This is a genomic window from Mycolicibacter longobardus (assembly GCF_002102265.1).
GTDB lineage: Bacteria > Actinomycetota > Actinomycetes > Mycobacteriales > Mycobacteriaceae > Mycobacterium > Mycobacterium longobardum.
In genome coordinates this window covers 1-24,130 of record NZ_LQPG01000006.1, presented here as the reverse complement: position 1 = coordinate 24,130, position 24,130 = coordinate 1, and the positions used below count along the sequence as shown (strand labels likewise).

Sequence of the window (24,130 nt, the reverse complement as noted above, 5' to 3'; positions counted from 1 at the left end):
GTCTGGTGAGTGTCGTGAGTCAGCGCGGCCAGCCTGCAGAACCGCGGGGCGAACTCCGCATCTACCTCGGCGCCTCGCCCGGGGTCGGCAAGACCTACGCGATGCTCTCGGAAGCCCACCGCCGGGCCGACCGCGGGACCGACGTAGTCGCCGCTGCGGTCGAGACGCACGGCCGCAGCAAGACCGCGGAACTGCTGCAGGGAATGGAGACCGTCGGCTCCCTCGGCGCCGAACTCGACGTGGCTGCGGTGCTGGCCCGCCGGCCCGAGGTGGTCCTGGTCGACGATCTCGCGCACACCAACCCCCCGGGCAGCCGCAATCCCAAGCGCTGGCAAGACATCGAAGAGCTTCTTGCCGCCGGGATCACAGTGATCTCCACCGTCAACGTGCAGCAGCTGGAGAGCATCAGCGACGTCGCGGCCAAGATCATCGGCACCATCCAGCACGACACCGTCCCCGACGCGGTGGTGCGCCAGGCATCGCAGATCGAACTCATCGACGTCGCACCGGAAGCTTTGCGCCGCAGACTCTCCCACGGAGACGTCTATCCGCCGGAAAAGGTCGACGCGGCACTGGCCGGCTACTTCCGCGGTGAAACCCTAACCGCCCTGCGCGAATTAGCACTGCTGTGGCTGGCGGGACAGGTCGACGCGGCGCTCACGCGATACCGGGCCGACAAAAAGATCACCGAGACGTGGGAGGCGCGCGAACGCATCGTCGCGGCGGTGACCGGTGGCCCGGAGTCCGAAGCGTTGGTGCGCCGGGCCTCCCGGATCGCGTCGAAGGCCGGCGGTGAACTACTGGTCCTGCATGTCCTGGCCGATGGCGGGCGCCCCGGTGCGCCGGCCCCATGGGTAGGCAAGATCCGCCAGCTGGCGGTCAGCCTGGGCGCCTCGCTACACACCGTGATCGGCGATGATGTGCCGACCGCACTGTTGGACTTCGCCCGTGACGTCAACGCCACCCAATTGGTGATCGGCAGCTCGATGCGGTCCCGATGGGCGCGGATCCTCGATGAGGGCGTAGGCGCGGCGGTGGTTCAGCAATCCGGCGACATCGACGTACACATCGTTACCAACGAGGACGCCAAGCCGAGTTCCCGGGCGCTGTCGATCTCCCCTCCGGAACGGAGGGTGATGTCCTGGCTGGCAGCGGTCATCGTGCCGTGCCTGATGTGCGCGATCGTGGTGGGCTGGCTGGATCGGTATCTCAACACCGGGCAGAGTGCGCTGTTCGTTGTCGGGGTGCTGGTGGTTGCCCTGCTCGGCGGTATCGCCCCGGCGGTGCTCTCAGCGTTGCTGTCCGGGCTGTTGCTGAACTACTTCCTACTCACGCCGCGCCGCGACTTCACCATCGCCGAACACGACGCCGCGGTGACCGAGGCCGTACTGCTGCTGGTGGCGGTCGCGGTTGCTGCCCTGGTCGATGGAGCAGCCAAGCGGGCCCGGGAAGCCGGCCGCGCGTCCCGCGAAGCCGAGCTGATGACATTGTTCGCCGGGTCGGTGCTGCGCGGCGCGGACCTGGACACCCTGCTGGAACGGGTCCGGGAAACCTACGCCCAGCGGACTGTGAGCCTGGTCCGCGTTCCGAGTGGCGCCGCGGTACCCGAAGTCATGGCGTCGGTCGGCGAGACTCCCTGCACCTCGGTGGATCTCGCGGACACCTCGATCGATGTCGGTGACAAAGAATTCTGGATGCTGATGGTCGGCCGACAGTTGGCCTCCCGTGACCGCCGGGTGCTGTCGGTGGTTGCACGGCAGGCGGCCGGACTGGTCCGGCAGGAGGAACTGGCGGCCGAGGCCGACCGCGCCGACGCGGTCATGCGGACCGACGAGTTGCGGCGCTCCCTGTTGTCGGCGGTCAGCCACGACCTGCGCACCCCACTGGCGGCCGCCAAGGCCGCGGTCTCGAGCCTGCGCGCCGACGACGTCGACTTCTCTCCCGACGACACCGCCGAACTGCTGGCCACCGTGGAGGAATCGGTCGACCAACTCACCGACCTGGTGGGCAACCTGCTCGATTCCTCGCGGTTGGCCGCCGGCGTGATCCGGCCAGAGCTGACCAAAGTCTATCTGGAGGAGGTGGTGCAGCGTTCCCTGATCGGAATCGGCAAGCGCAGCAACGTCTTCGGTCGTGGCGGCCTGGATCAGGTGAAGGTCGAGGTCGGGCCGACCGTGGCGATGGCCGACGCCGGCCTACTGGAACGCGTGCTGGCCAACGTGATCGACAATGCGCTGCGCTACGCCTCCGACAGCGTGGTGCGGGTGACGGCAAGCCGAGTCGGCGACCGGGTACTGATCAACGTCGCCGACGACGGCCGCGGGCTGCCCAGGGGCGGCGAGGCACACGTATTCGATCCCTTCCAACGCCTCGGCGACCGCGACAACACCAGCGGTGTCGGCCTGGGGCTGTCGGTTGCACGGGGTTTCACCGAGGCGATGGGCGGTACCATCTCGGCGACAGAGACACCCGGGGGCGGGTTGACCATGGTGGTGGATCTGGCCGCACCGGCGGAAGAGAGCTGATGAGCACACGGGTCCTGGTGGTCGACGACGAGCCGCAGATCCTGCGCGCACTGAAGATCAACCTGTCGGTGCGCGGCTACGAGGTCGTGACGGCGGCGACCGGCGCCGGGGCCTTGCGCGCCGCCGCTGAACAACGCCCGGACGTGGTGATCCTCGATCTGGGGCTGCCCGACATCTCCGGTATCGAGGTGCTGGCCGGGCTGCGCGGTTGGCTGACCGTCCCGGTGATCGTGCTGTCGGCCCGCACCGACTCCGCCGACAAAGTAGAAGCGCTCGACGCCGGTGCCGACGACTACGTGACCAAACCGTTCGGGATGGACGAGTTCCTGGCCCGACTGCGGGCCGCCGCCCGCCGCAACGCCGCCGCCGCCGAAATCGACCAGCCGATCATCGAAACCTCATCGTTCACCGTTGATCTGGCCGCCAAGAAAGTCATCAAGGACTCGCGTGAGGTGCACCTGACCCCCACCGAGTGGGGCATGTTGGAAATGCTGGTGCGCAATCGGGGCAAGCTGGTCGGCCGCGATGAACTGCTCACCCAGGTATGGGGACCTGCCTACGCGAAAGAAACCCAGTACCTGCGGGTTTACCTGGCACAGCTGCGGCGGAAACTTGAAAACGATCCGTCGAATCCCAAGCATCTGCTGACCGAAGCGGGCATGGGTTACCGCTTCGAGGTTTGAAATCCACCCACGCGGATATGTATGGGAGACCTAGCGGAAGGAGTTTTGCCGTGATGTTCTCCCATATCGCCAAGAAGACGGCGGTGACAGCAGTCGGCCTCGCGACGGCCGGAATGGTGGCGGTCGCGCCGGCCTCTGCGGACCCACAGACCGTCGGGTTCGGCCAAGCCGAGGAGATTCAAAGCCCCGGCGGGGCCATTGACTACACCGTCAAGAATCTGCAGCCCAGCGGCCATAACGACGGAATCTGGTACTCGGAGGTGACTGCCAGGGCGGTCACCGGTTCGCCCACCCCGAATATCGCTGACTTCAACGCCCGTGCCGTGAACAGTTCGACATACGCGGTCATGAAGGGCAATGAGGTCGACGGTCTGCCCAACGCACCGATCACCCAGGGCAGCGAGACCAGCGGCCGGCTGTACTTCGACGTCAAGAACGGCACCGCGCCCGACAGCGTCGTCTACCGGGAGGCCAGCGGCCAAGACAAGGTCGTCTGGAAGCAGCACTGACCGGTGCTGAACGGCTAAGCGCTGTCGGCCCAATACGGCGGTCCAGCTTCGCCTCTCCTTCGTCGAGGCTTGCTAACCGCCCGGCCTATACGGCGATCGACAGCGCTATGCCGTCCAGGATGTCGTGCTCGCTGACCACCAGCTCACCGATGCCGGCCCGGTCGGCGAGTGCGCGAGTCAGTTCCTGCACCACGATCGCCCCGCCGCCGATGACGTCGACGCGGCCGGGGTGCATCGGTCCCAGCGCAGCCCGCTGCGCGCGAGTCATACCGATCAGCTGGTCGCAGACCAACGTCAGATCATCGAAGCCGGTTCGCGACAGGTGAATTGCGGTTGAGTCGTATTCGGTGAGACCGTGCGCCAACGCCGACAACGTCGTCATGGTGCCCGCCACCCCGACCCAGGTCCGGGCCTGTTGCACCGGGACCACGCGCAGTGCCTCGCCCAGCAGCTCGCGGGCCACGCCGCGGGCGGCGGCGACCTCCTCGGCGGTCGGCGGGTCGGAATGCAGGCAGCGTTCGGTCAACCGGACACAGCCGATGTCGGCCGAGTAGCTGACCTGGACTCCGTTGTCTGGATCACCCAGCACCAACTCGGTGGAGCCACCACCCAGGTCGACCACGAGGAACGGCCTGTCGGCGCCGTCCAATTCGCCCACCGCACCGCGGAAGGACAGCGCCGCCTCCTGCTCACCGGTGATCACCTCGGCAACAGCGCCGGGAACGGCTTCGCCGAGCACCTGAGCCGTCATGGCGAAGAACACGTCACGGTTGGCCGCGTCGCGGGTGGCCGAGGTCGCCACCATCCGCACTCGCGAAACGCCATGTGCGATAAGCAATGCGGTGTAGTCGGCCAGGGCCGCTCGGGTGCGTTCGAGCGCCTCGGGGGCGAACTGTCCGGTGGCGTCGACTCCCTCGCCCAACCGGACGATGCGCATCTCCCGGTGGATGTCGTGCAGCCGGCCCTCCACCGGCTCAGCGATCAACAGCCGAATCGAGTTGGTGCCGCAGTCGATTCCGGCGATGCGCGTCATAGCCACTCCTCGGCAACCAGAATCCCGGCCATCGCCGGTTCGGCGGCCAAGATCGCCAGCGCCTCATCGCCGAACAGGTTGACGCCGCGTCCCTTGGCCAGTGCGTGCGCCATCAGCACATGCAGGCACTTCACCCGGTCGGGCATCCCCCCGCCGGAGAACGTGGTTCCCAACGGCTCGATCGCGTCCCGCTCGGCCAGATAGGACTCATGGGCGGCGCGGTAGGCGGCGGCGAGTTCGGGGTCGTGCCGCAGCCGCTCGGTCATGTCGGCCATCAGCCCCGAGGACTCCAACCGACTGGCCGCGGCGGTCAGCGCCGGATGGGTCAGGTAGTACAGGGTGGGAAACGGTGTCCCGTCGGGCAGCCTCGGAGCCGTCTTGACCACGGCGGGTTCGCCGTTGGGGCACCGGTAGGAGACCTCCAGGACGCCGCGGGGTTCTCGGCCCAACTGCCTGCCCACCGCGTCCAGGTCGGCGGGGTCAACCACCCGGAACCACCGGGACAGGCGGGACCGGGAGGCCCGGCGGGCCTGGAGACACCGCCGGAGGCGGCGGCTGATGTGGGACGTCGGCGATGGTGTGCCACAGCGCGGTGTACCAGGGGTCATCGCTGGGGCCGGCCAGGGGTTCGGCGCCCGGCTCGCCCGGCACCTCCGGGGGCGCCGGCAGCTGGACCTGGTAGGGGATCTCGCCGGGCATGACGAAGCCGAGCCGCTCCCGGGCCTGTGCCCGGATGTGTGCTGGGTCGTCCAGGTTGGCCTTCTGCTGCTGCAGGTCGGTGATCTGGCGGTGCAGGGTGATCTCCAGTTGGGACTGCTGTTTCATCTCCGCGTGCTGGGCGAAAAAGGTCCGCACCGGCCCGGCGAGGGTCAGGGTGAGCACGCACATCACCGCCGCCAGGATGACCGCCCGCCGCGCGGTCAGACCGACCCGAAGCTCAGAGCTCTGGTCGGCCGCCGCCGCGATGGCCCGCTTGACCGCCCCGGCGGGTGATTCCGGCGGGGTGCGCGAATTGCCCGATCCGCGGCGGACCGCCGGTGCGGGGCGCGGGCGTGCCCGTCGCGTTTCGCCGGCCCGGCCGGGCCGCGACTTCGCGGCGCGCCGCTTTTCGGGCCGTTTCGGATCGGACATGGCAGCGGCCCCTGGCTGCTACTTGCTCTCCGGCGCGTAGCGGGGGAAAGCCAGGTCGCCGGCGTAGCGGGCGGCGTCGCCGAGTTCCTCCTCGATGCGCAGCAGCTGGTTGTACTTGGCAACCCGCTCACTGCGGGCCGGCGCGCCGGTCTTGATCTGGCCGCTGCTGACGGCCACCGCCAGGTCGGCGATGGTGGTGTCCTCGGTCTCGCCGCTGCGGTGGCTCATCATGGTGCGGTAGCCGCTGTGGTGGGCCAGCGTCACCGCGTCCAGGGTTTCGGTCAGCGTGCCGATCTGGTTGACCTTGACCAGCAACGCGTTCGCCGCGCCGCGCTCGATGCCCTCCTCCAAACGCTCCGGGTTGGTGACGAACAGGTCATCGCCGACGAGCTGGACCCGGTCCCCGATCGCCGTGGTCAGCGCCACCCAGCCGTCCCAGTCGTCCTCGGACAGCGGGTCTTCGATCGACACCAGCGGATAGCTGTCGAGCAGCTTGGCGTAGAACTCGGACAGTTGGGCGGCGGTGCGGTTCTGCTTCTCGAACGCGTATCCGCTGCCGTCGGTGTAGAACTCGGTGGCCGCGACGTCGAGCGCCAGCGCCACGTCGGTGCCCAGCTTCAACCCGGTGGATTCGATCGCGGTGCTGATCAGGTCCAGCGCGGCGGTGGTGCCGGCGACGTCGGGAGCGAAGCCGCCCTCGTCACCCAGCCCGGTGGCCAGCCCCTGCTTCTTGAGCACCGCCTTCAACGCGTGGTAGACCTCCGTGCCCCAGCGCAGCGACTCGGCGAAGCTGGGCGCGCCGATCGGGGCGACCATGAACTCCTGAACGTCGACGCCGGTGTCGGCGTGCGCGCCGCCGTTGAGGATGTTCATCATCGGGACCGGCAGGATGTGGGCGTTGGGACCGCCGAGGTAGCGGTACAGCGGCAGCGCCGCGGAGTCGGCGGCGGCCTTGGCCACCGCCAGCGAGACCCCGAGCATGGCGTTGGCGCCCAGCCGGGACTTGTCCGGGGTGCCGTCCAGATCCACCAGGGCCTGGTCCACCAACCGCTGGTCATCGGCGCTGATCCCGATGACCGCGGGTGCGATCTGGTCCAGTACCGCGGCGACCGCCTTCTGCACGCCCTTGCCGCCGTAGCGGCTGCCACCGTCACGGAGTTCGACGGCCTCGTGTTCTCCGGTGGAGGCGCCGGAGGGCACCGCGGCCCGGGCGAACGTCCCGTCCTCCAGCGCGACCTCGACCTCGACCGTGGGGTTGCCGCGGGAATCGAGGATCTCGCGGGCGCCTACCTGCTGGATGATGGGCACTGACTTCTCCTTGAGCTGGGTGGGGGCTGGCCGTCTTGCCTATCGTGGGCCTGTTGGGAGCCTAGTGGCCCGGACCGGACACGTCACAGCGGGCGGCCGGCCGCGTATGCGGCGGCCCAGTCCCGGACGGCGCGGGCGTAGATCTCCGACTCGTTGTAGGCCATCAGCGCCGTCATCCAGCCCTTGGGCGTGGCCAGATCTTTTCCGCGCCAGCACAGATAACCGGCCGCCGACAGCGCGGCGTCGTCGATGTTGTCCGGGCTGACGATGCCGTCGTTGTTGGCGTCGACGCCGTAGAGCCGCCAGGTCTCCGGAATGAACTGCATCGGGCCCATCGCGCGGACCACGCCGTCGTCGTCGGCCAGATCCGGTTGCACGTCCTCGACGATGTGCAGGTTGCCGCCGGAGCCGTCGAGCCGGACCCCGCGGATCTTGGGCCGCACGTCGCCGTTGCGCGCGATCGTGGCGTTGTTGTAGCGGCCGTGATGGCTCTCGATCTGGCCGATGCCCGCCAACGTGGTCCAGCCCAGGTGGCAGTTGGGGTTCTCCACCTCGGCGACGCGCGCGGCGTAGGCGTAGGCCTCCAGCGCGGTGATCGGGATGTCGAGCATCGGGGCCCGCTCGGCGGCCCACTGGTACAGCTGATCGGCGGGCCGACCAGTCGCCAGATTGGTGTTCACCGCCGGGACCGGGTCCCCGGGCGGCGGTGGCACGCCCTGGGGAATGGGGTTACCGAGTTGCCAGCTGCAGCTGGAAGCCAGCAGCACAGCCGTCGCGCCCACGACGGCGGCCGTCCGCAGCCAACGTAGCGCCGACACCGCTCGCTCTCCCAACCTCGAAACTAGGGTTCTGTATCCATCGTTCCATGACCATCCCGTGAGCGAGGCACCACCGACGGCTATCACCGGGCCTACAGTCCGGGAAAGTCCGTCCTGCCAGCACGGATCCGGCTGAGTCTATGCGGGTCGATGCGGCGGTCCCGGCTTCGCTGAACCGCCGGGTCTGTGCGGCGGTCCCAGCTTCGGCTCTCCTGCGTCGAGCCTCGCTGAACCGCCGGTTAACCGGTCAGCTCACCGCGTTCGGGGTCGGCGAGCAGCGCATCACGCGCCCGCGCGACCCGGGACCGGATGGTGCCCACCGGGCAGCCGCAGACCGCCGCGGCGTCTTGATAGGACAGTCCGAACAGTTGGGTCAGCAGCAGCGCCTCGCGCTGATCGGACGACAGCCCGGCGATCAGCGTGGTCACTTCGACGACGTCCTCGAAGCCGCGGGCGGGCCGGTCGCGGTCAAGCAGCAGCGCGGGGTCGACACCCCCGGCGGTGCGCGGACGCGACTTCAGGTAGCGGATGTGGTCGGCGACCACTCGGCGCGCGATGGCCAGCAGCCAGGTCCGAGCGCTGGAACGGCCGGCGAACCGCGGGATCGCGCCGATCGCCCGCAGGAAGGTCTCCTGCGTCAGATCGTCGGCACTGACACCGTCGAAAAGGTAGGCCACGAATCGCCAGACGTCGTGCTGGGTGGCCTTGATGAACGCCTCCAGCGCGCCCGCGTCCCCGGCGGCGGCGGCAACGGCGAGAGTGGTGACAACGTCGTCATCGACCCGGTCAGCTCCCGCCATGAACATCCACCTTAGACCTGGCGTCGGGACACCCCTACGACGCATGGTCGTAGGGGTGGTGGAGCGGTTGACGGACTTCAGATGGCGGCGCCGGCCGCGACGGCCCGCCGCCGCCGGCGGAACCCCGCCGGCAGTGCCGTCTGCGTCCCCGGGGGCCGCCGACGAGCCGGAACCACCGGTGCGCTGACGGGCCACCAGCAACGCGAACACCAGACCCACCAGCACCGGCACGTGGCTGGCGATCCGCGCTGCCGTCACCTGCCCGTGGTAGGCGTCCACCGCGACGTAACCGCCCAGTGCCAGCGCATATACCCCGGTGATCGCCGCGACGCCGAGCGCCACGGCGGGCCAGATGCCGGCGGCGATCATCGCCCCGCCCAACGCCAACAGCCATGCGGTTGACTCATGCAGCAAATGCGCACCGGTGGCCGCGCCGTGCCCGTGCGCCGACACCATCCCGAAGTCCACACCGGCGATCTGCGCCAGCGCCATCACCACCTGCAGCACTCCGACCGCGATCAGCGCCGGCCGGCGAAGGCCCCACTGCGACCAGCCTCGGCCGGAAATCTCAGCGGTGACCGATGTCACCCCGGCGGCCGCCAGGATCTGCGCGGCCAGGTCAGGGCCGGCCTGGGCGTCAGCCCCGCTCTCGATCGTGGTCAGCCGGCGGGCCTGCGCGGCGGCGCCGACGAGCCAGCGCCGGCAGCTGCGGCATGATGCCAGGTGCGCGTCGACCTGCTGCGCGGGCAGCTCCTGCTGCTCGCCGTCGAGCAGCGCCGACAATGTCTCCCGCACCACCTCGCACCGCATGCCGACATAGTGGCTCATTCGGCGGCCGGACACAAAGATTCGCGCGTGCGGGAACCAAACCGGATGGCGAAGCGACCACTTGGTTGACCGAACAAGATCGCGAATTGCTTGGAAGAGGTGTTTCATGACCGCACCGGTCTGGCTGGCATCGCCGCCGGAGGTGCACTCGGCACTGCTCAGTGCGGGGCCGGGACCCGGTCCGCTGCTGGAGGCGGCGTCGGCGTGGTCGGTGATGAGCGCCGAATACGCGGAGGTGGCCGCCGAGCTCGACGCGGTACTGGCCGGTGTGCAGGCCGGCGCCTGGCAGGGACCCAGCGCCCAGCAGTACGCGGCCGCGCACGCGCCGTATCTGAGCTGGCTGATCGACAGCGCCGCCAAGAGCGCCGGCGCGGCCACGCTGCATCAGACCGCCGCCGCCGCCTACACCTCCGCGCTGGCCGGCATGCCCACGCTGGCCGAACTCGCCGCCAATCATGCCGTGCACGCGACCCTGGTGGCGACGAACTTCTTCGGCATCAACACCATCCCGATCGCGCTCAATGAAGCCGACTACGTCCGGATGTGGATCCAGGCCGCCGAGATGATGACCGTCTACCAGGGCGTCGCCGGAGCGGCGCTGGCGTCGGTTCCGATGGCCGCGCACGCGCCGCCGGTCGTCGCCCACGATGGTCACGGTGGTCACGGTGGTGACGGTGGTGAGGCCCCCGCCAATCCGAGCTGGGAACAACAGATCGCCGACTGGCTCAGGGAATTCAACATGGGCCTGGTGGACCCGATCGCCAGGTGGCTGTGGTCGCTGTTAGGTGTCGACGGATATCCGATCGAGGCGTTTCCGTTTGCCAGCGCGGTGACTCAGATGCTGATGCAGGTCCCGGGGATGACCCCGATTCTGGCCGGGGCCCTGGGCTGGACCACCTTCCACACGCTGACGCTGTTGTGGCCGCTGGGCCAGATCGCGTTGCAGATGGCGATCCCGATCGTCATGGCCGCGGTGCCCGCCCTCGCCGCTGCCGCCGGCCTCGGCGCACTCGGCGCCATCGGTGCGGTGGGCGCTGCCAACCCGGTCATCGATCCTGCGCCGGTGCTGCCCGTGGCGGGCGGGGTAGCCCCGCCGGTCACGGCGGGAGCCGTGGTACCGGCGGGGGCGGAGGTGTGCGCCTGCGCGGACCCCATCTCGTCGGCCGGCCAGCCGGCCCCGGGCACCGTCGGTGGCGGGATGCCTGCCGGCGGGGCGGCGGGCGGTGGACCGGGTGTCGGTTTCGGGCCGACCTCCTGCCTGTATCTGGTCAGCAGCGCTTCGTCGCCGGCGAAACGGTCCAGCGGCTCCCGGCGCTCCCGCAGCGCCGAGGAAGATGCCTCGGAGAGCCAAGGCGCCCCCGGTGAGGCCGAGGCGCAGGCCCTGGCCGCGAAGCGCCGGCGCCGGCAGCGCGCCCAGCAACGCGGGTTCGGCGATGAATACATGGACATGAACGTCGAGGTGACGCCGGACTGGGATCAGCCGCCGGGCGCGGCGAGCGCCTCGGATTCCGGCGCCGGCGCGCTGGGATTCACCGGCACCGCCACCGACGTGCGCCGACGGGCCACCGGCATCACCGTGCTGAGCGGCGACGGTCTCGACACCGAGCCGCGGATCCCGATGCTGCCCGGCAGCTGGGGCGAAGACGCGAGCTGACAGCTTTTCAGCTAGGTGTAACACCTGGCGCCAAGTGTTACACTTGCGCATGCCGACCGAGCACCGGCGCCACGCCATCACCGAGACCGACGACATCAGCAACGCGCTGGAGATCGCGCGCCGCACATGGCCCGATCTCGCGGCCAAACCCAGCGCATTGTTGCGCCAACTCATCCTGGTCGGCCGCAATGCGCTCGCGCACGATCATTCCGCGACCGATCGCGAACGACAGCAGGCGATCGATGAAACCAGTGGCGCATTTACCGGCATCTTCGGCCCGGACTACCTCAAGGAGCTGCGCGAGGACTGGGACGAGTGATCGTTCTCGACGCCAGCGTGCTGATCGGGCATTTCGAGGCATCCGACGCCCACCACGCCGCCGCGACTGCCCTACTCAAGGCACATTCCGCCACGCGATTCACGGCAAGCGTGATCACCCTCGCCGAGGTGTACACGGGCGCCACCCGGGCCGGGAAGGCCGATCAGCTCAGCCGGGCGCTGGCACGATTGGGAATCGACAGCGTGGACCTGCCGTCCGATGCCGCTCGCCGTCTCGGTGAGCTCCGCGCGACCACCAAACTGAAAATGCCGGACTGCTGCGTGCTCTACACCGCCGAGCGTCACGGCGCGATGATCGCCACCTTTGACGAGCAGCTCGCCAGGCGTGCTAAGGCTCTCGGGCTGAGAATCGCGACCTGATCAAACACCGGCCCGCGTTCGGCTAGGTGCTAGGGCTGCGGCCAGTAGGTGCGCCACTGCTGCTCGCTGGGCTCCCCGATGATCATCTTCTCGGCAGCGCGCACGGTGTCCATGAGTTCCAGAACCGCGGTGCGCAAGTCATTCTCCGCATCCACACCGGCGGCAACGGAGATGGAGGTCACCGCCTCGGGGATCAGATCCGCGGGCACATCGGCACGGGCGAGCCGCTGCAGCACCTTGCTCGCCAAAGCCAAAGCCGGTTGGGCGGTCGGCAGGTCGTCCATGATCGAGTCCCTGGATGCCTTCTCCAGCGCTTTGCGTTCTTCCCACTGGGCCACCTGATCGGTCAGCGAGATCTCCTCGCCGGCGAGCACCGCCGGCACCCGATTGGCCAGCTTGCGCAGCAGTGATTCGGCGACGTCGTCGATGCCGAACGGGTTCTCCGGCGCGTCTTCGGCGATGCGGGCGTGAAACAGCACCTGCAGCAACACGTCGCCGAGCTCCGCGCACAGCTCGTCGGCGTCGCCGGTGCGGACCGCGTCGAACAGCTCGTAGGTCTCCTCCAGCAGGAACCGGCGCAACGAGTCGTGGGTCTGCTCGCCCTCCCACGGACCGGTGCTGCGCAGCCGGTCCATGATCGCGACCGCGTCGATCAGCCGCTCCCCCGCCGGCGCGTCGGGTGCGGCGATCAGTGCTTCACCGGCGGCCAGGCGGGCGGTCACCGCGGGATGGTTGCGGTCCGAGGACAGCAGCACCGGAGCATCGGCGCCGGACAGCACCGACCGGGCCGCCGGCAGGGACCAGGGCACCACGATCGGCAGTTCCTCGGTGTAGACGATGTCGCCGGCGAGCAGCGCGCACGCTTCCACCGGCACCAGAGTGGGCCGGCGGGGGTCGACCAGCACAACGGTCATCGTCGTTACCGTACTGCCGACACCAGGCCGGTGACGTCGACGTGGCCCTGCGGCTTGCCGTCCAATGCCGAGATCAGGTCGGCCACCATCTGGACGAGTTCGACGTCGCGGACACGGGGTGCCCCGACTGAGTTCCCGGCCCGGGGTATCGGAACCTGCACCGTGGCCGTGGTGGCGCGGTAGCCGGCGGACGGGTACATCCGCTTGAGCCGCAACTGGGCGGAGTCCGGCAGGGTGATCGGGGTCAGTCGCAGGGTTGCCGCCGAGGCCGCGCTGATCTCGGTGATACCGACGCTGCGGCACAACAGCCGCAGCCGGGCGACCGCCACCAGCCGGCCGGCCGGTTCGGGCAGCGGCCCGTAGCGGTCGGTCAGTTCTTCGACCACCGCGGCGATCTCGTCGTCACCGGTGGCGGCCGCCAGGCGCCGGTAGGCCTCCAGCCGCAGCCGGTCGGAGTTGATGTACTCCGGCGGCAGATGGGCGTCGACCGGCAGGTCGATCCGGACGTCCTTGACCTCCTCGGTGGTGACGGTCTCCCCGTTGAACGCCGCCCGATACGCCTCGACGGCCTCACCGACCAACCGCACATACAGGTCGAAACCCACCCCGGCGACGTGACCGGACTGCTCCACCCCCAACACGTTGCCGGCCCCGCGGATCTCCAGGTCCTTCATCGCCACCGCCATCCCGGCGCCGAGCTCGTTGTTCTGCGCGATGGTGGCCAGCCGGTCGTGGGCGGTCTCGGTCAGCGGGGTGTCCCGCGGGTAGAGGAAGTAGGCGTAGCCGCGTTCCCGGCTGCGGCCCACCCGGCCCCTCAGCTGGTGCAGCTGGGAGAGCCCGAAAGTGTCGGCGCGCTCCACGATCAGGGTGTTGGCGTTGGAGATGTCCAGGCCGGTCTCGATGATCGTGGTGCAGACCAGGATGTCGTACTCCCGGTTCCAGAAGCCCTGCACGGTGGTCTCGAGCATTTCCTCCGGCATCTGGCCGTGCGCCACAACGACGCGGGCCTCGGGCACCAGCGCACGCACCCGGGCGGCGGCCGCATCGATGGAGCTGACCCGGTTGTGCACGTAGAACACCTGCCCGTCGCGCAGCAGCTCCCGGCGCAGCGCGGCCGCCACCTGCTTGTCGTCATGGGCGCCGACGTAGGTGAGCACCGGGTAGCGGTCTTCGGGCGGGGTGAGGATCGTCGACATCTCCCGGATGCCGGCCAGGCTCATCTCCAGGGTGCGCGGGATCGGGGTGGCACTCATGGTGAGCACGTCGACGTGGGTGCGCAGGGCTTTGATGTGTTCCTTGTGCTCGACGCCGAACCGCTGCTCCTCGTCGACGACCACCAGGCCGAGGTTCTTCCAGCGCACGCCGGTCTGCAGCAGCCGGTGGGTGCCGATCACCACGTCGACGGAGCCGTCGGCCAGGCCGTCGATGGTCGCCTTGGACTCCTTGGCGTCGGTGAAGCGCGACAGGCCCTTGACGGTGACCGGGAAGCCGGCCATCCGGGTGCTGAACGTCTGCAGGTGCTGATCGGCCAGCAGCGTGGTGGGCACCAGCACCGCGACCTGGCGGCCGTCCTGGACGGCCTTGAACGCCGCCCGCACCGCGATCTCGGTCTTGCCGTAGCCGACGTCGCCGCAGATCACCCGGTCCATCGGGACCGGTTTCTCCATGTCGGCTTTGACCTCGCTGATCGCGGTGAGCTGGTCGACGGTCTCGGTGAACCCGAACGCGTCCTCCATCTCGGCCTGCCACGGGGTGTCCGGGGCGAACGCGTGCCCGGGTGCGGCTTGACGCTTGGCGTAGAGCGAGACGAGTTCGTCGGCGATCTCCCGGACCGCCTTGCGGGCCTTGGTCTTGGTCTGGCTCCAGTCGCTGCCGCCGAGCCTGCTCAGCGCGGGGGCCTGCCCGCCGACGTAGCGGGACAGCTGATCCAGGGAGTCCATCGGCACGTAAAGCTTGTCGGTACCGTTCACGCCGCGTTTGCCGGAGGCGTACTCCAGCACCAGGTATTCGCGTCGCGCTCCGCCGACGGTGCGCTCGGTCATCTCCACGAACTTGCCGATGCCGTGCTGATCGTGCACCACCAGGTCGCCGGCGGTCAGCGCCAGCGGGTCGACGGCGTTGCGGCGCTTGGCCGCCAGCCGCTTGCCTTCCGGCCCGCTGACCCGGTTGCCGGTCAGGTCGGTCTCGGTGATGACGACCAGGTTGGCGCCGGGGATCACGATCCCCTCGTGCAGCGGGCCCTGCAGCACCCCGACCACCCCGGGCTGCGGCGCCGTCCCCGACTCCAACAGCGTTGCCGCGATGTCGGATTCGCCCAGCTGCTCCACCATCCGGCGGGCGGTGCCGACGCCGGGGGCCACCAGCGCCGCGCATCCACCGGTGGTGACGTGCGCGCGCAGCATGGCGAAGATCTCGTCGACATCGCGCTGGCGGCCCCGCGCGGACGGCGACGAGCGCACGTCGAGCTCCGTCGCCTCCGGATCGGGCAGCTGGCTCAGCGTCCACCACGGATGCCCGGTATCGAGCGCGGCCTTGCGCACCTCCGCGAGCTCACGGAATCCCGACCCGCCCAGCTGCTCGATGTCGATCGGCGCGTCCCCGCCGATGGCCGCCACCGACCAGGACGCCTCCAGGAATTCCCGGCCGGTCTTGATCAGGTCGGCGGCGCGGGCGCGGACCTTCTCCGGATCGCAGACCAGCACCGGGGTGCCGGCGCCGAGCTGGTCGGTCAGCAGCGCCTGCGGACCGGGGCGCAACACCGGCCCCAGCGCCTCCATACCGTCGACCGGGATGCCCTCGGCGAGCTTGGCCAGCATGTCACCGACGGTGCCGGTGACGGCGTTGTCGTCGTTGCGCGGCTGGCCTCGGGCCAACTCTGCTGCCGTGGCGCGCACGTCGTCGGTGAGCAGCAGCTCGCGGCAGGGCACCGCCACCACGAACCCGGCCTCGACTTCGGGGATGGAGCGTTGGTCGGCCACCGAGAACGGCCGCATCTCGGTGATCTCGTCGCCCCAGAACTCGATGCGCACCGGATGCTCGGCGGTCGGCGGGAAGAGGTCGAGGATCCCGCCGCGCACCGCGAACTCGCCGCGTTTGCCGACCAAGTCCGCCCGGGTGTAGGCGAGCTCGACCAGCCGTGCGATCACCGCCTCGAACGGGGTCTCGTCACCGACGGCCAGGATGACCGGCTCGATCGCGTCCAGTTGCGGGGTCATCGGCTGCAGCAGCGATCGGGCCGTGGTCACCACCACCCGCAGGGGCGGGCCTAGCCGGGTGTCGTCGGGCCGGGCCAGCCGGCGCAGCAGCAGCAGGCGGGCACCGACGGTGTCCACGCCCGGTGAGAGCCGTTCGTGCGGCAGGGTCTCCCAGGACGGGAACAGCGCCACCGTGTCGCCGTAGACGCCGCGCAGCTCCGCGGTCAGGTCATCGGCCTCGTGGCCGGTGGCCGTGACCACCAGCAGCGGGGTGTTGCGGGCCAGCGCGGCGGCGACGAACGGCCGCGCCGCGACGGGGCCGACCAGGGAGAGCTCCGCGGGCGGCTCACCGGCCCGCTCGATGAGTTCGGCGAAGACCGGCGCGGTCAACGCCAGGTCGACGAGCCCCGCGATCGGGGTCTGGACAGTCGGGTGCCCCGGTGCGGTCATGATGCGGGCAATTCTATGCGGTGCGGCGCAGGCCGACGATTTGCGTTGCGGTACAGGCCTTATTCGTCGTGCAGGGTCGGATCGGACTCCAGGTGGGTCAGTCCGTTCCAGCACAGGTTGACCAGGTGCGCGGCCACCACCTCTTTCTTGGGCTCGCGCACATCCAGCCACCACTGGGCCGTCATCGACACCGAACCGACCAGCGCCTGCGCGTACAGCGGCGCGGTCTCCGGGTCCAGGCCGCGTTTGGCGAAGTCGCCGGCCAGGATCGACGACACCTGGCCGATCGCGTCGTTGAGCAGGGTGGAGTAGGTGCCGGAACTGATCGACGCCGGGGAGTCGCGGATCAGGATGCGGAAGCCGTCGGTGTGCTCGTCGACGTAGGTCAGCAGCGCCAGAGCGACCCGCTCCACCCGCAGCCGGGACTGGTTGTTGGTGGCCTTGGTCAGCGACGTGGTGATGCCGTCCAGCAACGCCGACATCTCCCGGTCGACCACCACGGCGTAGAGCCCCTCTTTACCGCCGAAGTGCTCGTAGACCACAGGTTTGGACACGTTGGCGCGCTGCGCGATCTCCTCGATGGAGGTGCCCTCATAACCCCGTTCGGCGAACAGCGAGCGGGCGACGTCGATGAGTTGGTGCCGGCGCTCGCTACCGGTCATCCGGGCCCGCGGCGCGCGACCGTCCTTGTCCAGACCAGCCACGCGACCAGGGTAGTCCTTTGGACTAGAGTCACTGCCGAGCACCGATCCGTCGTGGTGTAATCGGCAGCACCTCTGATTTTGGTTCAGATAGTTCAGGTTCGAGTCCTGGCGACGGAGCTCAGATTTGTCCCACCCCTTTGGCGCGAGCGTGCACAGAATGACAGGCTAGGCGGCGTGTCGACGCACAAACACGCACAGTCGCGGCAAGAAGACGCCCAGGACGCCGTCATTGTCCTGGCGGCCGGGGCCGGAACCCGGATGGTCTCCGACACCCCCAAGGTGCTGCACACCCTCGGCGGGCGCAGCATGCTGGAGCACTGCCTGCGTGCGGCCGCCGGGGTCGACCCCCGCCACCTGGTGGTGGTGCTGGGCCACGCCCACGAGCGCATCGCCGGTCCGGTCGCCGAACTGGCGCAGGCCCTGGACTGCCACATCGACATCGCCCTGCAGGACCAGCAGCTCGGAACCGGGCACGCGGTGCTGTGCGGTCTGTCGGCCCTGCCGGACGACTTCGCCGGCACCGTCGTCGTCACCTCCGGCGACATCCCGCTGTTGGACACCGCCACCATGCAGGCGCTGATCGACACCCACCGCGAGGCCCCCGCCGCGGTCACGGTGCTCACCACCACGCTGGCCGACCCCACCGGCTACGGGCGCATCCTGCACACCCAGGACGGTGAAGTGACCGCGATCGTGGAGCAGGCCGACGCCACCGAGTCACAGCGGGAGATCCGCGAGGTCAACGCCGGGGTGTACGCCTTCGACATCGCGGCGCTGCGCTCCGCGCTGAGCCGGCTCGGCTCGGACAACGCCCAGCACGAGCTGTACCTCACCGACGTGATCGGCATCGTCCGCGGCGACGGCCAGGTGGTGCACGCCCGCCACGTCGACGACACGGCCCTGGTCGCCGGCGTCAATGACCGCGTACAGCTGTCCGAGCTGGCAGGCGAACTCAACCGGCGCCTGGTGGCCGCCCATCAGCGGGCCGGGGTGACGATCGTCGACCCCGCCACCACCTGGATCGACGTGGACGTCGTCATCGGCCGCGACACCACCGTCGCGCCTGGAAGCCAGCTGCTCGGCCACACCACCGTCGGCGAGCACTGCACCATCGGGCCGGGCAGCACACTGACCGACGTCACGGTGGGCGACGGCGCCTCGGTGATCCGCAGCCACGCCGCCTCGTCGTCGGTCGGCGCCGGCGCGACCGTCGGGCCGTTCAGCTACCTGCGTCCCGGCACCGCTCTGGGCGCCGACGGCAAGCTGGGCGCCTTCGTCGAGACCAAGAACGCCACCATCGGCACCGGGACCAAGGTTCCGCACCTGACCTATGTCGGCGACGCCGACATCGGCGACCACAGCAACATCGGCGCCTCGAGCGTGTTCGTCAACTACGACGGCCAGACCAAGCGGCGGACCACCGTCGGCTCGCACGTGCGCACCGGCTCGGACACCATGTTCGTGGCACCGGTCACCATCGGCGACGGGGCCTACACCGGTGCCGGGACCGTGGTGCGCAACGACGTGCCACCGGGGGCGCTGGCGGTGTCGGCCGGCCCGCAACGCAACATCGAGAACTGGGTGCAGCGCAAGCGGCCCGGCAGCGCGGCCGCCGAGGCGGCCGAGAAGGCCGCCGGAACCGCCCACTCCGGCGACGAGACCGATCGACCGTCATGAGCTTGACGGTGTTGGGGCAGCCCGGGGCGAAATCGCGCACCGGGCTACGTACCATAAGGCCCGAGTTAACTCGATCCATTTCCTTGATTTCCAACGGCGGGGGCAGCACGTGAGCCACGAGTGGACAGACAACCGCAAAAACCTGATGCTCTTCGCTGGTCGGGCACACCCGGAGCTGGCCGATCAGGTCGCCAAGGAGCTCGACGTCCCGGTCACCGCCCAGACCGCCCGTGACTTTGCCAACGGCGAGATCTTCGTGCGTTTCGAGGAATCGGTGCGTGGCTGCGACGCCTTCGTGCTGCAGTCGCACCCGGCGCCGCTGAACCAGTGGCTGATGGAACAGCTGATCATGATCGACGCGCTCAAGCGCGGCAGCGCCAAGCGGATCACCGCGATCGTGCCGTTCTACCCCTACGCCCGGCAGGACAAGAAGCACCGGGGCCGGGAGCCGATCTCGGCCCGCCTGGTGGCCGACCTGCTCAAGACGGCGGGCGCCGACCGGATCGTCACCGTGGACCTGCACACCGACCAGATCCAGGGCTTCTTCGACGGCCCGGTGGACCACATGCGGGCCCAGCCGCTGCTGATCGGCTACATCAAGGAGAACTACGGCAACTCCGACGTCGTGGTGGTCTCCCCCGACTCCGGCCGGGTGCGCATCGCCGAGAAGTGGGCCGACTCGCTGGGCGGGGTGCCGCTGGCGTTCATTCACAAGACCCGCGACCCGCTGGTGCCCAACCAGGTGAAGTCCAACCGCGTGGTCGGTGAGGTGCAGGGCAAGACCTGCGTGCTGATCGACGACATGATCGACACCGGCGGCACCATCGCCGCGGCGGTGAATCTGCTGCGCGAGGACGGGGCCAAAGACGTCGTCATCGCCGCCACCCACGGGGTATTGAGCGACCCGGCCGCCGAGCGGCTGGCCGCCTCCGGCGCCTGCGAGGTGATCGTCACCAACACCCTGCCGATCCCCGAGGACAAGCGATTCCCGCAGCTGACCGTGCTGTCGATCGCCCCGCTGCTGGCCAGCACCATCCGTGCGGTGTTCGAAAACGGCTCGGTCACCGGGCTTTTCGACGGAGACGCCTGACATGGCTGACGCCGTCGTCTATCACAACCCGCGCTGTTCGACCTCCCGCAAGACGCTGGACCTGCTGCGCGACAACGGTATCGAGCCGACCATCGTGGAGTACCTGAAAACCCCGCCGTCACGCGCGGAGCTGGCGAAAATGATCCACGACGCCGGGATCGGAGTGCGCGACGCGGTACGCACCGGCGAGGCGGTGTACGCCGAGCTGAATCTGGCTGAGGCAACCGACGACGAACTGCTCGACGCGATGGCCGCGAACCCGATCCTGATCCAGCGCCCATTCGTCGTCACCGGCAACGGCACCCGGCTGGCCCGCCCGATTGACGCGGTCCGCGAGATCCTGTGAGGCCGCGCTTGGCGGCCGCGGGGATGGCCTGCGCGGCTCTGATCGCAGCGGTGTCGGGATGCGGTGCCAAAACGCCTGACTACCAATCGATCTGGACCAACGGCACCGCAACCACCACCACCTCGGAGACTCCCGAGGCACCGGTGACGGTGGGGCGATACCTGGAGGATCAGGGCGTGGCTGCCGAAGCGGTGGCCCCCAACGCACCGACCGACCTGACCGTGTCGATCCCCACCCCTGCGGGCTGGACCAAGAAAGAGAACCCCATGTTGCCGGCGACCACCCTGGTCCTGGGCAAGGGCGAGAAATACCCCCGGGCGATCTTGAGCGTGGTCAAACTCACCGGGGACTTCGACGCGAACGAAGCCATCAGACACGGGGTGGTCGACGCCCAGCTCACGCCGAAGTTCCGGCTGCTGGACGCCTCCAACGAGGACTACCAGGGCTTTCCGTCGTCGATGGTCCAGGGCACCCACGACATGAACGGCGAGCGCCTGCACAGCTGGTTCCGGATGGTGATCGCCACCGGTTCGGCACCGGCCAACCAGCGCTACCTGGCGCAGTTGGCGGTCACCGCCCCGGCCGACGAGGCGCCCAAGCAGGCCGCCGATGTCGAGGCGATCATGAACGGGTTCACCGTCGCCGCGAAGTGATCCCGCTCTGCTCCCGGGGCTTGTTACAGTGCGACGCACCCGTCGAAGGGAGTTTGCCATGGCCCTCACCCTCACCCGCCCGCTGCGCGTCGCCGGCATCGGTGCCGCCGCACTCGCCGCCGGTCTGCTGGCCCCGCCGGCCGCGATGGCCGAGCCGCCGCCGGGATGCACGGCCGCCGACTTCGCCAGTGTGGCCGGCGGCGTGGCGACGTCGACCTCGGGCTACCTGTTCGCCCATCCCGACGTCAACGCCTTCTACACCGGCCTGCGCGACCGGCCCGACGGCGAGATGGCCGAGGCCGTTCGCGGCTTCTTCGCCGACAACCCGCAGGCGCACTCCGACCTGCTGGGTATCCGCGCGCCCATGGTCGAGTTCCGCAGCCGCTGCGGGATCGCCGAGCCCGACCGCCCCCTGCTGAGCCAGTGATGGCCCGCCGGATCCGCGCCGCCGCGGCCCTGGCGCTGGCCGTGGTGCCGGGGCTCGTCGTCGTCACGCCGGCCGGCACCGCCGCCGCCGACGTGTGCGTCGGCGTGGGCCGGCGCATCCATGTCAGCGGGTGCACCGACCTCACACCGCCGCCGGCCTACTACGCGCCGCTGCCCGAGGACATGCCCCCGCCGCCGCCACCACCGCCCCCGGTGCAGACCTGCGTCGGCTACAACGGCCGCTGGATCGACACCAACAACTGCCACTGACGGCGCCGGCGATCACTAATGTGGCAGCCATGAGCTCCTGGACTGCCGCAGACCTTCCCTCGTTCGCCGGCCGCAGCGTCATCGTCACCGGCGCCAACAGCGGATTGGGTGCCGTCACGGCACGCGAGCTGGCCCGGGCGGGCGCCAGTGTCACGCTGGCGGTTCGCAACACGGACAAGGGCCGGGCCGCCGCGGCCGACATGCCCGGTGACGTGACCGTGCGCGCCCTGGACCTGATGGACCTGTCCTCGGTGCGGCGGTTCGCCGACGAGACGGCACAGGTCGACGTCCTGATCAACAACGCGGGCATCATGGCGGTGCCCTACGCCAAGACCGTCGACGGTTTCGAGAGTCAGATCGGCACCAACCACCTGGGCCATTTCGCACTGACCAACCTGCTGCTGCCCAAGATCACCGACCGGGTGGTCACGGTGTCGTCGTTCCTGCACCGGATGGGCTACGTGAGCCTGAAAGACCTGAACTGGGAGTCGCGGCGGTACTCGGCGTGGCTGGCCTACGGCCAGTCCAAGCTGGCCAATCTGCTGTTCACCAGCGAACTGCAGCGCCGGCTGGTGGCGGCCGGTTCACCGCTGCGCGCGCTGGCCGCCCACCCCGGCTATTCGAGCACCAACCTGCAGGGCCAAACCGGCAACCGGGTGGGTGACGTGCTGATGCGCACGTTCGGCAACGGCCTGTTGGCCACCAGCCCCGACTTCGGGGCGCGCCAAACCCTGTATGCGGCGTCGCAGGATCTGTCCGGCAACACCTTCGTCGGTCCGCGGTTCGCCTTCATCGGCCCCACCGGCTCGGTGGGCCGCAGCCTGCTGGCCAAGCGCGGCTCCACCGCCGCCGGGTTGTGGGAGCTGTCCGCGCAGCTCACCGGGGCGCAATTTCCGCTCTGAGGTGCTGATGCGCTAGCCTGACCAGGCGTCACGGCGAGGGCGGCCACCCATTCCGGCCGCCGTTATCGGCGAGGACCTCCTAGATGGTTGTCGCGATCTGGCCGTGCCTCATGCACGCCGCAGCAACCAAGGAGTACCGATGGCCAAGTCTTCGACCCCCAACAAGCTCACCGTGTCGGTGCGTTCCGAGACCGGCAAGGGTGCCTCCCGCCGGGCCCGCCGCGAGGGCAAGGTCCCCGCGGTGCTCTACGGCCACGGCACCGACCCGCAACACCTGGAGCTCAACGCCCACGACTTCGCGGCCGTGCTGCGCCACTCCGGCACCAACGCGGTGCTCACCCTCGACATCGAGGGCAAGGAGCAGCTGGCACTGACCAAGGCGCTGGAGGTGCACCCGATCCGCCGCACCATCCAGCACGCCGACCTGATCGTGGTCAAGCGCGGCGAGAAGGTCACCGTCGACGTCAACGTCGTCATCGAAGGCGACGCCATCTCCGGCACGCTGGTCACCCAGGACAACACCACCGTCCAGGTCGAGGCCGAGGCGCTGTCGATCCCGGAGCAGCTGACCCTCTCCATCGAGGGCGCCGAGGCCGGCACCCAGTTCACGGCCAGCGGCCTGGAGCTGCCCAAGGGCGTCACCCTGATCTCCGACCCGGACCTGCTGCTGGTCAACGTGACCGAGGCGCAGGCCGCCGAGGAGCCGGAGGCTGAGGCCGAGGCGGGCGAGGAAGCCGGCGAAGAGGCCGGCGAGGCCGCCGAAGCCGCCGAGACCGAGTAGTCCGAGTACGGCATGGCCGAGTCACCGCCGATACTGGTGGTCGGCCTGGGCAACCCGGGCCCGAACTATGCCCGCACCCGGCACAACGTGGGCTTCATGGTCGTCGACCTGCTCGCCGGGCGGATCGGGTCAGCGTTCAAGCTGCACAAGAAGTCCGGCGCCGACGTGGCCACCGGGCGCCTCAGCGGGCGCTCGGTGGTGCTGGCCCGGCCCCGCTGCTACATGAACGAGTCGGGGCGCCAGGTGGGGCCGCTGGCCAAGTTCTATTCGGTGCCGCCGGAAGCCATGGTGGTGATTCACGACGACCTCGACCTGGACTTCGGTCGGATCCGGCTCAAGCAGGGTGGTGGCGAGGGCGGCCACAACGGTCTGCGCTCGGTAGCGACCGTGTTGGGCACCAAGGACTTTCAGCGGGTCCGTCTCGGGATCGGCCGGCCGCCGGGACGCCAGGATCCCGCGGCCTTTGTGCTGCAGGCGTTCGGTGCGCGGGAACGCGAGGAGTTGCCGACGATCTGCGAGCAAGCCGCCGACGCCACCGAGCTGCTGGTCGAGTTGGGGCTGGAGCCCGCACAGAACGTCATACACGCCTGGGGCTGACCCCATCCGCGAGCGTGCGCCGTTGTACGCCGAACTCGGCGTGTCGCTGTACAAACACGCTCTCAGTGTCATTGTCGGTGTTGCCGCTGTTGCGGTGGTTGGGTTCTTTCCCATCTGGAGTCTGGCTCAAAACATGCA

The 24,130-nt window shown here is 69.4% G+C and carries 24 protein-coding genes, 1 tRNA gene and 1 pseudogene; 16 read left to right on the top strand and 10 right to left on the bottom strand.

All coding sequences use genetic code 11. The features are described 5' to 3' along the window. Positions 1-14 precede the first annotated feature (14 nt). The 3 genes from AWC16_RS00665 to AWC16_RS00655 are packed head-to-tail and all read left to right on the top strand — an operon-like array spanning position 15 to position 3,717. Positions 15-2,525 (top strand): sensor histidine kinase, encoded by a 2,511-nt coding sequence (locus AWC16_RS00665; RefSeq protein ID WP_109561230.1) that lies wholly within the window; start codon positions 15-17, stop codon positions 2,523-2,525. Beyond that, on the top strand, positions 2,525-3,208 hold the full coding sequence (locus AWC16_RS00660; protein ID WP_085262910.1) for a response regulator: 684 nt from the start codon (positions 2,525-2,527) through the stop codon (positions 3,206-3,208). The genes AWC16_RS00665 and AWC16_RS00660 overlap by 1 nt, the downstream gene beginning before the upstream one ends. A gap of 50 nt (positions 3,209-3,258) precedes the next feature. Beyond that, positions 3,259-3,717 (top strand): DUF1942 domain-containing protein, encoded by a 459-nt coding sequence (locus AWC16_RS00655; RefSeq protein ID WP_085262909.1) that lies wholly within the window; start codon positions 3,259-3,261, stop codon positions 3,715-3,717. 85 nt (positions 3,718-3,802) lie between these two features. Here the strand turns inward: AWC16_RS00655 and AWC16_RS00650 are convergent, their stop codons facing one another. The 7 genes and pseudogenes from AWC16_RS00650 to AWC16_RS24800 form a co-directional block, all read right to left on the bottom strand. Then, entirely contained in the window at positions 3,803-4,750 is a 948-nt protein-coding gene (locus AWC16_RS00650; protein WP_085262908.1) for a Ppx/GppA phosphatase family protein, read from the bottom strand. After that, positions 4,747-5,238 carry a DUF501 domain-containing protein gene (locus tag AWC16_RS00645; RefSeq protein ID WP_085262907.1) on the bottom strand — a complete coding sequence of 164 codons (492 nt, stop codon included), beginning with the start codon at positions 5,236-5,238 and terminating at the stop codon, positions 4,747-4,749. Before AWC16_RS00645 ends, AWC16_RS00650 begins: the two co-directional genes overlap by 4 nt. Next, a complete protein-coding gene (locus tag AWC16_RS00640; RefSeq protein WP_085262906.1) occupies positions 5,231-5,881 on the bottom strand; it encodes an FtsB family cell division protein in 651 nt (216 codons plus the stop codon). The genes AWC16_RS00645 and AWC16_RS00640 overlap by 8 nt, the downstream gene beginning before the upstream one ends. Positions 5,882-5,899: 18 nt before the next feature. Next, positions 5,900-7,189 (bottom strand): phosphopyruvate hydratase, encoded by a 1,290-nt coding sequence (gene eno, locus AWC16_RS00635; protein ID WP_085262905.1) that lies wholly within the window; start codon positions 7,187-7,189, stop codon positions 5,900-5,902. Positions 7,190-7,272: 83 nt separating this feature from the next. Beyond that, complete coding sequence (locus tag AWC16_RS00630) at positions 7,273-8,007, bottom strand: lytic transglycosylase domain-containing protein (RefSeq protein WP_085262904.1); 735 nt, start codon at positions 8,005-8,007, stop codon at positions 7,273-7,275. Positions 8,008-8,246: 239 nt separating this feature from the next. Further along, on the bottom strand, positions 8,247-8,807 hold the full coding sequence (gene sigC, locus AWC16_RS24805; RefSeq protein WP_234812067.1) for an RNA polymerase sigma factor SigC: 561 nt from the start codon (positions 8,805-8,807) through the stop codon (positions 8,247-8,249). A 141-nt stretch (positions 8,808-8,948) separates the two neighbouring features. Then, positions 8,949-9,617 (bottom strand): annotated as a pseudogene (locus AWC16_RS24800) (DUF2275 domain-containing protein); the annotation flags it as partial. A gap of 124 nt (positions 9,618-9,741) precedes the next feature. On the opposite strand from AWC16_RS24800, the gene AWC16_RS00620 reads away from it, so the two are divergent. Genes AWC16_RS00620 through AWC16_RS00610 form a run of 3 tightly spaced genes read left to right on the top strand, consistent with a single transcriptional unit; the run spans position 9,742 to position 11,988 of the window. Beyond that, positions 9,742-11,289 carry a PPE family protein gene (locus AWC16_RS00620; RefSeq protein WP_085262903.1) on the top strand — a complete coding sequence of 516 codons (1,548 nt, stop codon included), beginning with the start codon at positions 9,742-9,744 and terminating at the stop codon, positions 11,287-11,289. 49 nt (positions 11,290-11,338) lie between these two features. Next, on the top strand, positions 11,339-11,608 hold the full coding sequence (locus AWC16_RS00615; RefSeq protein WP_085262902.1) for a hypothetical protein: 270 nt from the start codon (positions 11,339-11,341) through the stop codon (positions 11,606-11,608). Further along, positions 11,605-11,988 (top strand): type II toxin-antitoxin system VapC family toxin, encoded by a 384-nt coding sequence (locus AWC16_RS00610; protein WP_085262901.1) that lies wholly within the window; start codon positions 11,605-11,607, stop codon positions 11,986-11,988. Before AWC16_RS00615 ends, AWC16_RS00610 begins: the two co-directional genes overlap by 4 nt. A 29-nt stretch (positions 11,989-12,017) precedes the next feature. Here the strand turns inward: AWC16_RS00610 and AWC16_RS00605 are convergent, their stop codons facing one another. Genes AWC16_RS00605 through AWC16_RS00595 form a run of 3 tightly spaced genes read right to left on the bottom strand, consistent with a single transcriptional unit; the run spans position 12,018 to position 17,208 of the window. After that, entirely contained in the window at positions 12,018-12,902 is an 885-nt protein-coding gene (locus AWC16_RS00605; RefSeq protein ID WP_085262900.1) for a nucleoside triphosphate pyrophosphohydrolase, read from the bottom strand. A gap of 5 nt (positions 12,903-12,907) precedes the next feature. After that, complete coding sequence (gene mfd / locus AWC16_RS00600; RefSeq protein WP_085262899.1) at positions 12,908-16,546, bottom strand: transcription-repair coupling factor; 3,639 nt, start codon at positions 16,544-16,546, stop codon at positions 12,908-12,910. A 59-nt stretch (positions 16,547-16,605) separates the two neighbouring features. Further along, a complete protein-coding gene (locus AWC16_RS00595; RefSeq protein ID WP_024442510.1) occupies positions 16,606-17,208 on the bottom strand; it encodes a TetR/AcrR family transcriptional regulator in 603 nt (200 codons plus the stop codon). A gap of 87 nt (positions 17,209-17,295) precedes the next feature. Between AWC16_RS00595 and AWC16_RS00590 the strand changes: the two genes are divergently transcribed. The 10 genes from AWC16_RS00590 to pth all read left to right on the top strand — a co-directional run bounded on the left by AWC16_RS00590 (position 17,296) and on the right by pth (position 23,992). Further along, positions 17,296-17,367, top strand: a tRNA-Gln gene (locus AWC16_RS00590). Between the two features lie 57 nt (positions 17,368-17,424). Then, on the top strand, positions 17,425-18,927 hold the full coding sequence (glmU, locus tag AWC16_RS00585; protein ID WP_085262898.1) for a bifunctional UDP-N-acetylglucosamine diphosphorylase/glucosamine-1-phosphate N-acetyltransferase GlmU: 1,503 nt from the start codon (positions 17,425-17,427) through the stop codon (positions 18,925-18,927). A gap of 109 nt (positions 18,928-19,036) precedes the next feature. Beyond that, a complete protein-coding gene (locus AWC16_RS00580) occupies positions 19,037-20,017 on the top strand; it encodes a ribose-phosphate diphosphokinase (RefSeq protein ID WP_085262897.1) in 981 nt (326 codons plus the stop codon). A gap of 1 nt (position 20,018) precedes the next feature. After that, entirely contained in the window at positions 20,019-20,363 is a 345-nt protein-coding gene (gene arsC, locus AWC16_RS00575; protein ID WP_085262896.1) for an arsenate reductase (glutaredoxin), read from the top strand. 23 nt (positions 20,364-20,386) lie between these two features. Continuing rightward, positions 20,387-21,016 (top strand): LpqN/LpqT family lipoprotein, encoded by a 630-nt coding sequence (locus tag AWC16_RS00570; protein ID WP_085262949.1) that lies wholly within the window; start codon positions 20,387-20,389, stop codon positions 21,014-21,016. Between the two features lie 58 nt (positions 21,017-21,074). After that, a complete protein-coding gene (locus AWC16_RS00565) occupies positions 21,075-21,443 on the top strand; it encodes a heme-binding protein (RefSeq protein ID WP_085262895.1) in 369 nt (122 codons plus the stop codon). After that, a complete protein-coding gene (locus AWC16_RS00560) occupies positions 21,443-21,712 on the top strand; it encodes a hypothetical protein (protein WP_085262894.1) in 270 nt (89 codons plus the stop codon). Before AWC16_RS00565 ends, AWC16_RS00560 begins: the two co-directional genes overlap by 1 nt. A 29-nt stretch (positions 21,713-21,741) precedes the next feature. Beyond that, positions 21,742-22,614, top strand: a complete 873-nt coding sequence (locus AWC16_RS00555; protein WP_085262893.1) for an oxidoreductase — start codon at positions 21,742-21,744, stop codon at positions 22,612-22,614. Positions 22,615-22,753: 139 nt separating this feature from the next. After that, positions 22,754-23,395 (top strand): 50S ribosomal protein L25/general stress protein Ctc, encoded by a 642-nt coding sequence (locus tag AWC16_RS00550; RefSeq protein WP_085262892.1) that lies wholly within the window; start codon positions 22,754-22,756, stop codon positions 23,393-23,395. Between the two features lie 12 nt (positions 23,396-23,407). Then, positions 23,408-23,992: an aminoacyl-tRNA hydrolase gene (pth, locus tag AWC16_RS00545; protein WP_085262891.1), complete on the top strand. Its 585-nt coding sequence runs from the start codon at positions 23,408-23,410 to the stop codon at positions 23,990-23,992. The last annotated feature ends 138 nt before the right edge of the window (positions 23,993-24,130 follow it).